Source organism: Halomonas denitrificans, from assembly GCF_003056305.1.
GTDB lineage: Bacteria > Pseudomonadota > Gammaproteobacteria > Pseudomonadales > Halomonadaceae > Halomonas > Halomonas denitrificans.
This window is the reverse complement of sequence record NZ_PYVX01000002.1, coordinates 600,135-613,940: the sequence shown is the minus strand read 5'-3', so window position 1 is coordinate 613,940 and position 13,806 is coordinate 600,135. Positions and strand designations below refer to the sequence as shown.

Genomic DNA, 13,806 nt, shown 5'->3' with positions numbered 1-13,806 from the left:
ATGCCTCATGCCCGACACCGGCTGACCCGCCGACCGCTGCATACCGCCCTGGCCCTGCTGCTGGCGGGGCTGGCGAGCACCGCGAGCGCCGCCGAGATCCTCACCATCGAGGAGCGCGAGGCCCTCGACCTGTCGGAGTATCGCGTCACCGCGCCCGACGCCGGCTACTTCGACGTGGCGGCGCGCATGGAGGAGCTCGCCTCCACCGACAACGCCATCCTGCTCCAGGAGCTCGATACCCTCTCCCAGGGGCCGAGCTGCCAGCAGATGATGGAGTACGAGCCGATCACCACCCACCTGCGGGTACCGGGCTACTACCCCAACCCGAAGGAGTGGAAACTGGCCTCGGAGCCGCTGTTCCAGTTCGAGGACAACGTCTCGGGGCTGGCCGGCGCCTTCGTCGCCACGGGCGACGACTACTACGCCGAGTGCCTGGTGCGCTTCCTCGATCACTGGGCGGAGCAGGATGCCCTGACCGACTTCTACTACGACTCCAAGGAGCCCCAGGCGTGGTTCGCCACCGAGTCGATGATCTTCGCCGCCGCCATGGCCTACGCCAACGTGCGGCCCTTCGTCGAGGGCCTGGAGAAGGAACGAGCGAACGTCGAGCGCTGGCTCAACGGCCTGGCGCATCAGCACGCCGGCATCCCCGGAGGCGAGGGCAACAGCTGCTGCAACAACCACTTCTACCGCCGGGCGCTCTACGCCAGCATGGTCGGCGTGCTCACCGAGGACGACGAGCTCTTCCGCTTCGGCGTCAGCGCCATCCACGCCGCGCTCCACGACATGACCGAGCAGGGCGCCTTCCCCCTCGAGGTCTCCCGGGGGCGTCGCGCCACCCACTACCAGAACTACGGCCTGCTCTACCTGATCACCAACATGCAGGTCATCTCCCGTCAGGGCTATGACATCTTCGATCTGGAGATCGGGGGCCGCACCATCCACGACGCCGTGGACTTCCTCTTCAGGATCCTCGACGACCCGGCCGCCCTGGGCGACCTGGCGCCGCGCGAGCAGTACACCGGCTTCCTCAAGGACCCGCAGTACTTCACCTGGATGGAGATCTACCTGAGGCGCTTCGAGGCGCCCCGGGTCGAGGAATTCGTGCGTCGCATGCGCCCGCTCTACAACCGCAGCGCCGGCGGCTACATGACCCTCTACTTCATGGATCCCGCGGCACAGACCCACGTCGTGCTCGACGAGGAGAAACAGGAAACCACCGCCTTCAAGGGACTGGGGCAGCCGTGATCGTCACGCTGTCGGCACCCCCTTTCCACCCACCGCGAGGCCCGACCCGCATGAACATGACGCCCTTCCACACGCCCCCGCATCTCCGGACCCGAGGCCTTCGCCTGGCGGCCTCGGCCGGCCTGCTGGCCCTGCTGACCGGCTGCGCCAGCTCCGCGATCGACTCCGCCCCCCAGGCCAACGCCCCGCTGCCCGAGCAGTACCACGACTGGTTCGACGGCGGCCGGGCCCACAACCTCGAGTGGATGCACAAGCAGACGGTGAAGAAGGCCGACAAGGCGATCGCCGCCGGCAATCCCCGCGAGGCGATCCGGCTGCTGGGCCTGCTGACCGACCAGGACTTTCCCCAGGCCCACTACGAGCTCGGCAAGCTCTTCGACCAGGGCAAGGCCCTGGAGCGAGACCCGGCCCGGGCGGCACGCCACTATGCCGAGGCGGTCAGCACCCCCTCCTACATCCTCGGCCACGCCTCGCTCAACCTGGCCAAGCTCTATCGCGCCGGCGACGGCGTCGAGCGCAACGACCTGCTGGCCTATCACCTGCTGCGCCAGGCGATCCGCGAGGAGGTCGGCCGCGACGCCCGGCTGATGCTGGCCGACCTCTTGGTCGAGGGCGGCGAGGGGGTCAAGGCCAACCCCGAACGGGCCGCGGCGCTCTATGCCAAGGCCGCGGAAGCCGGCCAGGAAGAGGCGCTGCTGGCCCTGGCCGAGGCCCACGGTCCCGACGGCTGGCTCGGCGAGGATCCCGCCCGCGCCATGGACTATGCCCGCCGCTACGCCGAGGGGCTGAGAAAGCGCGCCGCGGCCGGCGAGACCGAGGCGATGGTCGAACTGGCCGAGCTGCATGCGCCGGACGGCGTGCTGGGCGACCAGCCCGAGCGTCGCCTGCACTGGCTGCGCCAGGCGGCCCAGGCCGGCGACGAGGATGCCCTGAGCAACGCCGGCAATGCCCTGCTCGAGGCCGGCCAGACCCGTCAGGGGCTGGCCATGCTGGAGGAGGCCGCCCGGGAGGGCGACGTCGACGCCATGACGCAGCTGGGGCGGGCGCTGACCGAACGTCGCCCCGGCGAGGCGCGGCGCTGGCTCGAGGAGGCGACACGCCAGGGCTCCCTCGACGCCCGCGTCGCCCTGGGCCGCCTGCTGATCGACGGCGCCGGCGGCCCGGCCGACCCGCAACGCGGCGTGGCCCTGCTCGAGGAGGCGGCGCAACAGGACGACCCGCTGGCCCTGGCGGCCCTGGGCGATCACTACCTGAGCGGCGACGTGACCGCCACTCAGCCCTATATCGCCGTCGACTACCTGAAGCGCGGCCACGAGCTCGGCCACCCCTGGGCCACCCAGCTGCTGGGCAGGGCATATCTCGAGGGCCGCGGGGTGTCCGCCGATCCGCAGCGCGCCGAGGCGCTGCTGCGCGAGGCGGCCGACCAGGGCCAGAGCGCGGCCCTGGGCCTGCTGGGGCAGGCCTACCTCGAGGGCGAGACCCTGCCCTTCCATCCCAGCCGCGCCGAGGAGCTGCTCCAGGCGGCGGCCGAGGCCGGCGAGACCTCGGCCATGACCACCCTGGGCGAGGCCTACCTGGCCGGCCCCCTCGAGGCGCGCCCGGGGCGCGGCCTCTCCCTGCTGCGCCAGGCCGCCGACCAGGGCGACGGCTATGCCATGGTCGTGCTCGGCCGCGCCTATCGCAAGGGCGAAGGCGGGCTGCCCCGGGACCTGGACAAGGCCGCCCGCTGGCTGACCCGCGCCCGCGAGGCCGGCCATGAGTCGGCCGAGGCGGCGATGACCCGGGTCAACCGCGACCTCGGCGCCCGGGGCAACATCGAGGCCCTGGTCAAGGCCGCCGAGGCCGGAGATCCCGGGGCCATGGCCGACCTCGGTCGCGCCTTCCTCGAGGGAGAGCGCGTGCAGCAGAACCGGGCCCATGCCAGGACCTGGCTCGAGCGCGCCGCGAAGGCGGGACACGACGGGGCCCGGGCGGACCTCGGCGAGATGCTGCTCGACAGCGACCCCGAGCGCGCCATGACGCTGCTGCGCAGCGCCGCCGAGCGCGGCCACCAGGGCGCCCGCCTCACCTTGGGACGCGCCTACCTGGAGGGCGGGCCGGTCGCGGCCGACCCGGAACAGGGCGTGGCCTACCTGCGCCCCGCGGCCCAGGCCGGCAACCCCTACGCCGCCCTGCTGCTCGGGCAGGCCTACCTGGCCGGCAACGGCGTCGCGGCCGACCCCGAGCAGGCGGAGCAGTGGCTGAACCAGGCCGTGAAGAGCGGTGACGCCTCCGCCCGCGCCAACCTCGGTCGCGTGCTGCTGCGGGGCGAGGACGGCGTGCCCCGCGACGGCGAGCGGGGCCGCCAGCTGCTCGAGCAGGCCGTCGACCAGGGGCACCCCGGGGCCATGGCCACCCTGGGCCGCGAATACATTCGCGGCGAGCACCTCGAGCAGGACGTGCGCCGCGGCGCCGACTACCTGCTCCAGGCCGCCGAACAGGGCCACGCCAGCGCCCGCCTGGCGCTGGCCAAGGCCTACCTGGCAGCCAACGGGCTCGAGAATGCCAGCCGGGAGCAGGCCCTGCTGTGGCTCGACGACGTCATGCAGGGCGACAGCAGCATGGCGCTCCAGACCCTCCACGAGCTGCTCTCCGACGACGAGGCCATCCAGGCCCTGCAGGCGGAAGCGCAGGCCGCCGCCGGCTGACCCGCCCGGCGCCTCCAACGCAGAAGGCCGGCCCCTGGGGGCCGGCCTTCTGCATTCCGGTGGACGGTGGCGCGATCAGCCGCCGAACGGATTGCGCAGCACGATGGTCTCGTTGCGATCCGGGCCGGTGGAGATGATGTCGATGGAGGTGCCCACCTTCTCCTCAAGGAAGCTGATGTAGGCGCGGGCGTTGGCCGGCAGGTCCTCGACGCGCTTGACGCCCAGGGTCGACTCGCTCCAGCCCGGCAGGTCCTCGTAGACCGGCTCGATGGCCTCGTAGCCCTCGGAGTCCACGGGGGTGTCGAGCACCTCGCCATCCTTGCTGCGATAGCCCACGCAGACGCGGATGTTCTCCAGGCCGTCGAGCACGTCGAGCTTGGTCAGGCAGATGCCGGAGACGGAGTTGATCTGCACCGCGTGACGCAGCGCCACGGCATCGAACCAGCCGCAGCGGCGCGCGCGGCCGGTGGTGGCGCCGAACTCGTGGCCCTTCTCGGCCAGGTGGCGGCCATGGTCGTCGAACAGCTCGGTCGGGAAGGGACCGGAGCCGACGCGGGTGGTGTAGGCCTTGGTGATGCCCAGCACGTAGTCGAGATACAGCGGTCCCACGCCGGAGCCGGTGGCGGTGCCGCCGGCGGTGGTGTTGGAGCTGGTCACGTAGGGGTAGGTGCCGTGGTCGATGTCGAGCAGCGAGCCCTGAGCACCCTCGAAGAGGATGTTCTCGCCGGCGCGGCGCATGTCGTGGACCAGCGAGACGGCGTCGCAGACCATCGGGCGCAGCTCCTCGGCCATTGCCATCGCCTCGTCGAAGACCTGCTGGAAGTCCACCGGCTCCTCGCGGTGGTACTCCTTGAGCACGAAGTTGTGGTACTGCAGCACCTCGCCGAGCTTGGAGGCGAAGCGCTCGCGGTGCAGCATGTCGCCCAGGCGCAGGCCGCGACGCGCCACCTTGTCCTCGTAAGCCGGGCCGATGCCGCGCCCGGTGGTGCCGATCTTGGCGATGCCGCGATCCTTCTCACGGGCCTGGTCCAGGCGCACGTGGTAGGGCAGGATCAGCGGGCAGGAGGGCGACAGGCGCAGGCGCTCGCGCACCGGCACGCCCTTCTCCTCGAGCTCGCGGATCTCCTTCATCAGCGCCTCGGGCGACAGCACCACGCCGTTGCCGATCACGCAGAGCTTGTCCTCACGCAGGATCCCGGAGGGGATCAGGTGCAGCACGGTCTTCTCGCCGTCGATCACCAGGGTGTGGCCGGCGTTGTGACCGCCCTGGAAGCGCACCACCGCGGAGGCGGATTCGGTGAGCAGGTCGACCACCTTGCCCTTGCCTTCGTCACCCCACTGGGTGCCCAGTACGACTACATTCTTGCCCATTGTGCTCTCGTCTCTCGTTGCGGCACCGCGCCCTTGAAAAGGCCCAGGGCCGAGGTCATTGACCGCTGGCCGTCAGGCGCGGTCCTGTTGGGTCTCGAGGAAGCGTGGCTCCCAGCGACCGTCGATACGCTCCAGCTGGCGGTCGCAGCGGTGCTCCGCCGGACCCGTGCGCTGCCCGGGCAGCGCCTGGACGACCCGCTCGCCCTGCTGACGCAGCGCCTGCAGGGCGTCGGCCAGCCCCTCCCCCTCGGCCGGGGCCCAGATGCCGTCGGGCGCGGGCTCGCCGGGGGCCAGGGTGGCCAGCAGCTTGAGGTCCATCGAGAAGCCGGTGGCCGGCCGGGCGCGGCCGAAGGCCCGGCCGGTATCGTCGTAGCGCCCGCCCTTGGCCAGCGCCTGGCCGTAGTGCGGCACGTAGGCGGCGAACATCATGCCGGTGTGGTACTGATAGCCGCGCAGTTCGGCCAGGTCGAAGTAGGGCTCGATCCCCGGGTACTCGGCGAGCACGCCGTCGACCAATGCCCGCAGCTGCTCCAGGGCGGCCCCCACGGGCTGCGGTGCCTCCTCGAAGGCCTCACGGGCCGCGTCCAGCACCTCGCGCCCACCGTGAAGGTCCCCGAGGGCCAGGAACATCGCCGCCAGTCCCGGATCCTTCACGCTCTCCTCGACCCGTGCCGCGAGCTCGCCAGGCGACTTCAGCGCCAGGGCGTCGAACAGCGCCCGCTCCTGGTCGGCGTCGAGGCCGGCGGCCTCGACCAGGCTGCGGTAGATGCCGATGTGACCGAGCGCCAAGTGGATCTCCGTGGCGCCGGCCGTCTCGAGGCTGGCCAGCGCCAGGCGCAGAATCTCCAGGTCGGCCTCGAGGCCGGCATGACCGAACAGCTCCACGCCGACCTGCACCGGGCTGCGACCGCCCTGGTACTGGTCGGCCTTGGCGCGCAGCACGTTGGTGCAGTAGCAGAGCCGCACCGGCCCCTGGCGACGCAGGGAGTGGGCATCCATGCGCGCCACCTGGGGGGTGACGTCGGCGCTGACGCCCATCATGCGCCCGGTCAGCTGATCGGTGAGCTTGAAGGTCTGCAGATCGAGGTCGGTCCCGGTGCCGGTCAGCAGGGAATCCAGAAACTCCACGGGGGGCGGCATCACCTGATCGTAGCCCCAGCGGTGATAGAGGTCGAGCAGCGCTCGGCGCAGCTCCTCCATGCGACTGGCCTGGGGCGGCAGTACCTCGTCCATGCCGTCGGGGAGCAGCCAGCGGTCAGCGATGGTCATGTCGTTCATCCTGCTAGACGATGGTGGGCCTTCGGCGATTCCCGGGTCGCGCGAGGCGGATCGGCGAGTGGGGCGCCGGGGTGAGGCCACAAAAAAACCGGGCCACGCCCGGTTCGAGGATTCTATCACGTTTGCAGGCCGGTTGAACCCCGACCGGCGGGCGGCGCACCGCCCGCCGAGCGGTTCACTGGTCCGTCGCGGCCGGACTCTTCAGGTACTGGAAGAAGTCGCTGGAGGGGTCCAGCACCAGCATGTTGCCGTCGGCCTCGAAGCTCTGGCGATAGGCATCGAGGCTGCGCCAGAAGCTGAAGAACTCCTCGTCCTTGCCGTAGGCCTCGGAGAAGATCGCCGCGGCCTCGGCATCGCCCTCACCGCGCAGCGTCTCGGAGCGCGCCCGGGCCTGGGCGAGCAGCACCTGGCGCCGGCGATCGGCGTTGGCGCGGATCCGCTCGGATTCCTCCTGACCCTGGGCACGCCACTCGCGGGCCTGGCGCTCACGCTCGGAGCGCATGCGGTCGTAGACCGCCGAGGAGACGTCCGGCGGCAGGTCGATGCGCTTGACGCGGATATCGAGGATCGCCACGCCGAGCTCGTCGCGCATCAGCGCGTTGAGGTCGTTGGTGGGCCCGCTCATCAGGTCATCGCGCTTCTCGGAGATGATCTGCTGCAGGTTCAGGCGACCGAACTCGTTACGCAGGCTCTCGTCGACGCGCGGCTGGATCAGGCGTACCGCCTGCAGCTCGTCGCCGGAGGTCGCCTCGTAGTAGCGGGTGGGGTTGATCACCTGCCACTGGACGTAGGAGTCGACGATCACCGCCTTCTGCTCGAGGGTCAGGTAGCGACTCGGATCGGTATCCAGGGTCAGCACCCGGGTATCGAAGGTGCGCACGGTCTGGGTGATCGGCACCTTGACGTGCAGCCCGGGCTGGATGTCCTCCTCGATGATCTCGCCGAAGCGCAGCTTCACCGCACGCTCGGTCTCGTCCACCACGTAGAGGCTGTTGCTGGCCAGCCAGGCGATGGCGGCCAGGCCGCCCACGACGAGCAGGGATCGATTATTGATCATCATTAACGCCCCTCCCTGCGGATGCCGTTGCTGTTGCTGCTGTTACTGCTGCTGCTGTTGCTGCTCGACGACTGGCTGCCGAGGCGCTCGAGGACCCGGGGGTCCAGGCCGTCATCGCTGCCCTGGGCGCTGGCGCCGGAGCTGCCGGCGCCGGAGAGGCGCTCGAGGGGCAGCACCATCAGCGGGCTGTTCTCGGCCACGTCGACCATCACCTTCGCGGTCTCGCCGTACACCTCGGACATGGCGTCGAGGTAGAGACGCTCGCGCATGATGTCGGGGGCCTGGCGGTACTCGGTCAGGATGGCGTTGAAGCGGCTGGCCTGACCCTCTGCCTCGGCGACCACCGACTCGCGATAGCCCTGGCCCTGCTCGACCAGGCGCTGGGCCTGGCCCTGGGCCGCCGGGATCACGGCGTTGGCGTAGGCGAGTGCCTGGTTGATGGTGCGCTGACGATCCTCGCGGGCACGGATGACGTCGTCGAAGGCGTCCTGCACCGGATCGGGCGGCGCGGTGGACTCCACGTTGAGGGTCTGCAGCAGGATGCCGGTGCCGTAACTATCGAGATACGACTGCAGCCGGCTGTTCACGGAGCTGCCGAGGATCTCACGCCCGGAGGTCAGGATATCGATCATGTCGGTACCGCCGACCACGTGGCGCAGCGCGCTGTCCAGGGCGTTCTCGAGGCTGAGCTCGGGATTGCGCACGTTGAGCACGTAGGAACGGGGATCGGCGACCTGGTACTGGGCCGAGATCTCGACCGAGACGATGTTCTCGTCCTGGGTCAGCATCGACTGGGTCTGGGTCAGCGAGCGCACGCGGGTCACGTTGACCATGCGCACGTCGTCGATCAGCGGCGGGTTCCACTGCAGGCCCGGGGTGACCACTTCCTGGAACTTGCCGAAGCGCAGCACCACGCCGCGCTCGGACTGGTCGACCAGGTAGAAACCCGAGGCCGCCCAGATGGCCAGTGCCACCACGATCAGCAGGCCCGGCAGGGTGAAGGCGTTGCGCGGCTTGCCGCCGCCGCCCTTGCCCCCGGCCCCGCCGCGCTTGCCGCCGCGACCGCCCAGCATGTTGTTGAGCTTGTCCTGAAACTTCTTCAGGGCCTCGTCGAGGTCGGGCGGCCCCTGATTGCCGCCGCCCTTGCCGCCGCCGTTGCCACCACGACCACCACCGCTCCAGGGGTCGTGCTGGTTGCCACCACCAGGCTCATTCCAGGCCATTCGTCGTCTCCACTCTGCGTTGCGTCCCGTCGCCAAGACAGCCGGTGACGGGCGTCCGTTGCGATCCTTCGGGTGCCGCCCGGCCGTGCCCGGCGTCCCTGTTGTGATGTTGTGGTCGCGGCGAGGCGTCCTGCCCCGCTCGTCCTACGCCTCCCAGACCGGCTTCTCCTGCAGGGTCGCCGGCAGGTAGTCGTCGGCGCGCTCACCCAGGCGCGCCATCAGCTGCAGGAAGTCGCGCCGCGGCAGGCGCACCGTCAGCAGGCTGTGGCCCGCCTCGTCGAAGCGCTCCTCGCGCACCGCATTCAGCTCGTGCAGGCCGGCGCGCAGCTTGCCCTGCTCGGGGGCCAGGGCCAGCTCGAAGTCGATGATGTCGTCGGCCAGGCACTCGGAGAGCGCCTGCTCCAGCAGCGCGAGCCCCTTGCCCTCCTGGGCCGAGACCCAGACCACCTCGGGCCGGCCCTCGCCGTCGCGCTCGATGCGCGGGGCGCTGTCGAGCAGGTCGATCTTGTTCATCACCTTGAGCGTCGGCAGGTCGCGAGCCCCGATCTCCTCGAGCACCGCCTCGACCTGGGCGACGTTGAGCTCGCGGTCGGGGTCGGCGGCATCGATCACGTGGACCAGCAGGCTCGCCTCCGCGGCCTCCTGCAGGGTCGCACGGAAGGCCTCGACCAGCTTGTGGGGCAGGTGACGGATGAAGCCCACGGTGTCGGCGAGCACCACCGGACCGACGTCCTCGATCTCCACACGCCGAAGCGTCGGGTCGAGGGTAGCGAAGAGCTGGTCGGCCGCATAGACCTCGGCGGTGGTCAGGGCGTTGAAGAGCGTGGACTTGCCGGCGTTGGTGTAGCCGACCAGCGAGACGCTGGGGATCTCGGCCCGGGAGCGGGCCCGACGGTTCTGGCTGCGCTGGCTGCGCACCTTGTCGAGCCGCTTGTGGATCGCCTTGATGCGCGCCCGCAGCAGGCGGCGGTCGGTCTCGAGCTGGGTCTCGCCCGGCCCGCGCAGGCCGATGCCGCCCTTCTGGCGCTCCAGGTGGGTCCAGCCGCGCACCAGGCGCGTCGACATGTACTCGAGCTGGGCCAGCTCCACCTGCAGCTTGCCCTCGTGGGTCCGGGCACGCTGGGCGAAGATATCGAGGATCAGGCCGGTGCGATCGATCACCCGGCACTTGAGTTCGCGCTCGAGGTTACGCTCCTGGGAGGGGCTGAGCGCGTGGTTGAAGATCACCAGCTCGGCCTTGTGCACGGCCTTCGCCTCGCGCAGCTCCTCGAGCTTGCCCGAACCCAGGAAGGTGCGCGAGTCGGGGCGCTTGCGGCTGCCGGTCAGCAGCGTGGCCGGCTCGGCGCCGGCCGAGCGCACCAGCTCGAGAAACTCTCCCGCGTCCTCGCGCTCCTGCTCGTCCTGGAAGTCCACATGGACGAGGACCGCCGTCTCACCGGCGTCGGGGCGTTCAAAAAACAATCAGTACCTCACGCATCAGTGTCCGACGGTGCGCCGGCATCCGGGGCCGGCAGGCGCACGTTGCGCGACGGCACCACGGTGGAAATCGCATGCTTGTAGACCATCTGGCTGACCGTGTTGCGCAGCAGGATGACGAACTGATCGAAGGACTCGATCTGCCCCTGCAGCTTGATGCCGTTGACCAGGAAAATCGATACCGGAATGCGCTCCTTGCGCAGGATGTTCAGGTACGGGTCTTGAAGGGACTGCCCTTTGGACATGTTGCTCTCCCTGAAGTGTCTCTGGGGGTTGATGTTATGTCGGTCATGGTCGCTCCGGCCAGGGGCGACGCCGTATGCCCTGAGGGGCCTGTCTACCCGGCCACCGAGAGCGCCATCTTACGCTAAGTGCCGAATTCGCGCACCAGTTTCAGCACCTCGCCCAGCGGGTCGGGGCCCAGGCTGTCGACCCAGTGGAGCCCCGGCCAGCTGCGCATCCAGGTCAGCTGGCGCTTGGCCAGCTGACGCGTCGCGATGATGCCGAGCCGCTCGAGCTCGTCGCGGTCGATCTCGCCGTCGAGGTAGGACCACACCTGACGGTAGCCCACGCTCTTCATCGACGGCAGCGAGGGCGCGAGATCGCCCCGCCCCTTCAGCACGGCCACCTCGTCGATCAGCCCGGCGTCGAGCATGGCCCGGAAGCGCCGGGCGATGCGCTCGTGCAGCACGCCGCGATCGGCCGGCGCGAGGCCTATCGACAACGTGCGAAAGGGAAAGGTTTCCTGGCGCTGCTCATCCCACAATTCGCTGAGCGAGCGCCCCGCCAGGCGGTGCACCTCGAGCGCCCGGGTCAGGCGCTGGGGATCGTTGGGGTGGATGCGCGCCGCCGAAACCGGATCGACCCGGGCGAGCTCCTCGTGCAGGGAGGAAAGGCCCTGCTCGGCCACCTGGCGCTCGAGCTCGGCGCGCACCGCCGGGTCGGCGGCCGGCAGGTTGGCCACGCCCTCGAGCAGGCGCTTGAAGTACATCATGGTGCCGCCGACCAGCAGCGGCACCCGGCCGGCGGCGGTAATGGCGGCCATCTCGCGCAGCGCGTCCTCGCGAAAATCGGCCGCCGAGTATGGCTCGGCCGGGTCGCGCAGGTCGATCAGCCGGTGCGGCGCACGGGCCAGCTCCTCGAGTTCGGGCTTGGCGCTGCCGACGTCGAGGCCACGATAGACCATCGCCGAGTCGACGCTGATCAGCTCGCAGCCGAGCCGCTCGTGGAGCTCGATGGCGAGGTCGGTCTTGCCGGCGGCGGTGGGGCCCATCAGCAGGATGGCGGGGGGACGAGCGTCTGGCATGGAATTCTCAGGCATTCTCTTGAGGTGGTGTGGAGAAGCTTGCCTCGCGGCCGCCCCCTAAGGAGGCGCTGTAAACCCCTCCCTGGGCGCTACCGACGCCCTCCCTGGCGTAGGACCTCCTCTGGGGCCGGCCACCGGCGCTTCTCGACACGAGGGCGACCATGATACCTACTGCCCCCTCAAGAAGAGTCGGTCGAGTTCCTTCATGCTCATCTCGGTCCAGGTGGGGCGGCCGTGGTTGCACTGGCCGCTGCGCTCGGTGCGCTCCATGTCGCGCAGCAGGGCGTTCATCTCCTCGAGGCCGAGCTGGCGGTTGGCCCGCACGCTGCCGTGGCAGGCCATGGTCGCCAGCAGCTCGTTGATGCGCGCCTCGACCCGATCGGAGCGCCCGTAGCGCTCTAGGTCGGCGAGCATGTCGCGCACCAGCGGCTCCACGTCGGCGTCGGCCAGCAGCGCCGGCACCTGGCGCACCAGCAGGGTCTCGGGGCCGGCGGCGTCGAGCTCCACGCCGAGGCGCGAGAAGGCCTCCCGCTCGGCCTCGGCGGTGGCCACCTCGGCGGGAGTCGCGGCGAGCGACACCGGCACCAGCAGCGGCTGCGCCTGCAGGCCGGCCCCGTCGCCGGCCTCGCCGTGCACCTGCGCCTTCATGCGCTCGTAGACGATGCGCTCGTGGGCGGCGTGCATGTCCACCACCACCAGGCCCCGCTCGGTCTGGGAGAGGATGTAGACGCCGTGCAGCTGGGCCACGGCGTAGCCGAGCGGCGGCGCCCGGGTGGCGTCCTCCTCGGGCATCGCCGGGCGCGCCACGCCCTCCCCCCGGGCGGCGCGGCGCTCGTCGAGGGCCACCCCGGCGGCACGGCCGCCGGGGGCCGGCGCGGCGGGCTGCGGGGTCAACAGGGTCTCCTCGTGCTCGGGATGCAGCGCCCGGTAGCCCTCCATGAAGGCCCGCACCCGGTCGGGGGTCACGCCCTCGCGGCCGTCGCCGCGGCCATCGCCACTGCCGGCGCCGTGGCCGGGCAGCGCCATGGGCTGCTGCTGCCAGGCCGGCGCGGCCTCGCGCACGCCCCCGGCCGTCGCGGACTCGGCATCCTGCTCCGCCTGTTCGCCGTGCGCCTCGTCACGCTCGCCGGGGCGCGCCTCGGCCAGCGCCCGGTGCAGGCTCGAGAACAGGAAGTCGTGGACCATGCGCCCGTCGCGGAAGCGAACCTCGTGCTTGGTGGGATGGACGTTGACGTCCACCACCCGCGGGTCGACCTCCAGATAGAGCACGAACACGGGATGGCGGCCGTGGAAGAGCACGTCGCGGTAGGCCTGGCGGATGGCGTGGGCCACCAGGCGGTCGCGCACCACGCGGCCGTTGACGAAGAAGTACTGCTGGTCGGCCTGGGCCCGGGAGTGGGTGGGCAGGCCGACCCAGCCCCACAGCCGCAGGCCGCCGACCTCGAGGTCCAGGTGCAGGGCGTTCTCCAGGAAGCCCTTGCCGAGCAGGGCGCCGAGGCGCCGCTCCCGGGTGACCGGGTCGTCGCCCGGCGGCAGCTGGTGGAGCGTCTTCTGGTTGTGGCGCAGCACCCAGCCGATGTCGAAGCGCGACAGCGCCTGGCGCCGGAAGGCCTCCTCGACGTGGCCGAACTCGGTCTTCTCGGTGCGCAGGAACTTGCGCCGCGCCGGGGTGTTGAAGAACAGGTCGCGCACCGTCACCGAGGTGCCGCGGGGGTGCGGCGCCGGGGTGACGCGGGGCTCCATGCGGCGCCCCTCGGCGACCACGCGCCAGCCGCCGCGGGGGTCCTCGTTCACGTTGGAGGTGAGCTCCAGGCGCGAGACCGAGCTGATGGAGGCCAGCGCCTCGCCGCGAAAGCCAAGGCTCGCCACCCCCTCGAGCTCCTCGAGGGAGAGGATCTTGCTGGTGGCGTGGCGCGACAGCGCCAGCGGCAGATCCTCCTCGCCGATGCCGCTGCCGTCGTCGCGCACCCGGATCAGCCGGGCGCCGCCGCTCTCGAGCTCGACCTCGACGCGGGTGCTGCCGGCATCGATGGCGTTCTCGACCAGCTCCTTGACCACCGAGGCGGGACGCTCGACCACCTCGCCGGCGGCGATCTGGTTGGCCAGGCGGGGGTCGAGGATCTGGATGTGTCGTTGCTCAGGCATGTCGCTCCGGGGCTT

At 70.8% G+C, this 13,806-nt stretch carries 10 protein-coding genes; 2 read left to right on the top strand and 8 right to left on the bottom strand.

From position 1 onward, the window contains the following. Both C9F13_RS08945 and C9F13_RS08940 read left to right on the top strand, forming a co-directional pair. The gene (locus tag C9F13_RS08945) at window positions 1–1,248 is read left to right on the top strand and encodes an alginate lyase family protein (RefSeq protein WP_108445879.1); all 1,248 of its coding nucleotides are present in this window, start codon (window positions 1–3) and stop codon (window positions 1,246–1,248) included. 50 nt (window positions 1,249–1,298) lie between these two features. Then, a complete protein-coding gene (locus C9F13_RS08940; protein ID WP_108445878.1) occupies window positions 1,299–3,935 on the top strand; it encodes a tetratricopeptide repeat protein in 2,637 nt (878 codons plus the stop codon). Between the two features lie 75 nt (window positions 3,936–4,010). On the opposite strand, the gene C9F13_RS08935 is transcribed toward C9F13_RS08940, so the two are convergent. The 8 genes from C9F13_RS08935 to mutL form a co-directional block, all read right to left on the bottom strand. Next, entirely contained in the window at window positions 4,011–5,306 is a 1,296-nt protein-coding gene (locus tag C9F13_RS08935) for an adenylosuccinate synthase (protein ID WP_108445877.1), read from the bottom strand. 72 nt (window positions 5,307–5,378) lie between these two features. Continuing rightward, window positions 5,379–6,575 (bottom strand): ATP phosphoribosyltransferase regulatory subunit, encoded by a 1,197-nt coding sequence (locus C9F13_RS08930; RefSeq protein ID WP_108445876.1) that lies wholly within the window; start codon window positions 6,573–6,575, stop codon window positions 5,379–5,381. A 184-nt stretch (window positions 6,576–6,759) separates the two neighbouring features. Next, window positions 6,760–7,641, bottom strand: a complete 882-nt coding sequence (gene hflC / locus C9F13_RS08925) for a protease modulator HflC (RefSeq protein WP_108446002.1) — start codon at window positions 7,639–7,641, stop codon at window positions 6,760–6,762. Between the two features lie 2 nt (window positions 7,642–7,643). Beyond that, window positions 7,644–8,864, bottom strand: coding sequence for an FtsH protease activity modulator HflK (gene hflK / locus C9F13_RS08920; protein WP_108445875.1), 1,221 nt, complete (start codon window positions 8,862–8,864; stop codon window positions 7,644–7,646). Window positions 8,865–9,008: 144 nt separating this feature from the next. Then, window positions 9,009–10,325, bottom strand: a complete 1,317-nt coding sequence (hflX, locus tag C9F13_RS08915; RefSeq protein WP_108445874.1) for a ribosome rescue GTPase HflX — start codon at window positions 10,323–10,325, stop codon at window positions 9,009–9,011. 8 nt (window positions 10,326–10,333) lie between these two features. Next, the gene (gene hfq, locus C9F13_RS08910; RefSeq protein ID WP_089847152.1) at window positions 10,334–10,585 is read right to left on the bottom strand and encodes an RNA chaperone Hfq; all 252 of its coding nucleotides are present in this window, start codon (window positions 10,583–10,585) and stop codon (window positions 10,334–10,336) included. Between the two features lie 122 nt (window positions 10,586–10,707). Further along, window positions 10,708–11,646 carry a tRNA (adenosine(37)-N6)-dimethylallyltransferase MiaA gene (miaA, locus tag C9F13_RS08905; RefSeq protein WP_108445873.1) on the bottom strand — a complete coding sequence of 313 codons (939 nt, stop codon included), beginning with the start codon at window positions 11,644–11,646 and terminating at the stop codon, window positions 10,708–10,710. Window positions 11,647–11,814: 168 nt separating this feature from the next. Then, a complete protein-coding gene (gene mutL / locus C9F13_RS08900) occupies window positions 11,815–13,791 on the bottom strand; it encodes a DNA mismatch repair endonuclease MutL (protein WP_108445872.1) in 1,977 nt (658 codons plus the stop codon). Window positions 13,792–13,806: the final 15 nt, after the last annotated feature.

Coding starts and splice junctions, on each gene's coding strand:
- C9F13_RS08945 (WP_108445879.1), top strand. CDS start 1: ATGCCTCATGCCCGACACCGGCTGACCCGCCGACCGCTGCATACCGCC.
- C9F13_RS08940 (WP_108445878.1), top strand. CDS start 1,299: ATGAACATGACGCCCTTCCACACGCCCCCGCATCTCCGGACCCGAGGC.
- C9F13_RS08935 (WP_108445877.1), bottom strand. CDS start 5,306: ATGGGCAAGAATGTAGTCGTACTGGGCACCCAGTGGGGTGACGAAGGC.
- C9F13_RS08930 (WP_108445876.1), bottom strand. CDS start 6,575: ATGACCATCGCTGACCGCTGGCTGCTCCCCGACGGCATGGACGAGGTA.
- hflC (WP_108446002.1), bottom strand. CDS start 7,641: ATGATCAATAATCGATCCCTGCTCGTCGTGGGCGGCCTGGCCGCCATC.
- hflK (WP_108445875.1), bottom strand. CDS start 8,864: ATGGCCTGGAATGAGCCTGGTGGTGGCAACCAGCACGACCCCTGGAGC.
- hfq (WP_089847152.1), bottom strand. CDS start 10,585: ATGTCCAAAGGGCAGTCCCTTCAAGACCCGTACCTGAACATCCTGCGC.
- miaA (WP_108445873.1), bottom strand. CDS start 11,646: ATGCCAGACGCTCGTCCCCCCGCCATCCTGCTGATGGGCCCCACCGCC.
- mutL (WP_108445872.1), bottom strand. CDS start 13,791: ATGCCTGAGCAACGACACATCCAGATCCTCGACCCCCGCCTGGCCAAC.